1 protein-coding gene and 1 pseudogene are annotated in these 1093 nt (G+C 66.0%); both read right to left on the reverse strand.

What is annotated here, in order from left to right; translation table 11 throughout:
• Positions 1-874: pseudogene (locus ACESMD_RS05195) on the reverse strand (hypothetical protein); the annotation flags it as partial.
• Positions 855-1093: hypothetical protein (locus ACESMD_RS05200; protein ID WP_372610988.1), on the reverse strand; the 239-nt coding region annotated here is incomplete at its 5' end. The pseudogene ACESMD_RS05195 and the gene ACESMD_RS05200, both read right to left, overlap by 20 nt.

The following is a 1093-nucleotide window of genomic DNA, read 5'->3' on the forward strand; positions in this document are numbered from 1 at the left end:
CGAGCAGCCCGATGGCCCGGGGGCTGCCCGCATCGCGCAGGTAGTTCTCTATGTCCCGATCGAGCACCTTGGGGTCGAGGCCACCGGCGGCGGCGTCGATCCGCGCCGCCATGCGCTGCATCAGGGTGAGTCGGGAAGTCATGACCTGTTCGGCATTGAGCTGGATGTTGTCCAGCAGGAAGTCGGCCTGCTGGTGAAGCGCCGACTGCTGCTGCCAGCTGAGCAGAGTCCCGCTCGCAGCGCTGATGCCTACGCCCACCAGGGCCGCGATGAGGGCCATGCGTCCAGGGCGGAAACCCTTTACCACCCCACGGAATCCCGCGGCGACCATGGCGCCACCCAGGAGCAGTGAGAAGAACGCCATGGTCAGCGCTGCGGATTCCAGCAGGCTGAAGGCCAGCTGGGAGGGCGCCGAGAGCACCCAGGCGAGCAAGGCCAGGCCGAACACCCCCTGCAGGCTCCCGACAGCGACCCAGAGCCATCTCGCCCAGGGCCGGGAAAATCCCGCCAGCAGGCAGCAGGCCACCGCCAGCAGCAGCACGGAAGCCAGCACCGCCGCAACGAGGCCCAGCGGTGAGAAACCGTCCAGATGGGCGCCGACCAGGCCGGACCCCGTCAGGCTGGTCACCATCAGAATCCCCAGCAGGCCGCCCGCCAGCTGCCGACAACGCCACCACCCCTGCCAGGCGCACAACAGGCCGACTCCCAGGAGGAGTGACAGCAGAGCGCTATTCGCCCCGTACAGGAGACGAGAGGGGCCGACCAGATCCTGCATCGCCAGGGCAAGGAGACCCCCAAGACCCAGCATCACGAAGGTCGCCGCCACCATTAAGAGCAGGGTGTCCATGGCGAGATCACGTGTCTTGATTGGCATGAACGCTAGGGACTCCCTGCATCGCCTGCATCGCCTGCATCGCCTGCATCGCCTGCATCGCCTGCATCGCCTGCATCGCCTGCATCGCCTGCATCGCCTGCATCGCCTGCATCGTTAGGAACAGTCCATTGTCGTCTTGATGCCTGTCCACATCCAGTGACGGATGGTAGAAGATAGTCTGCCATACTGACAGCCTCTTCCCGTGGCCGGCACGACACG

It is taken from the genome of Halomonas sp., assembly GCF_041689495.1.
In the GTDB taxonomy this organism is placed as follows: domain Bacteria; phylum Pseudomonadota; class Gammaproteobacteria; order Pseudomonadales; family Halomonadaceae; genus Halomonas.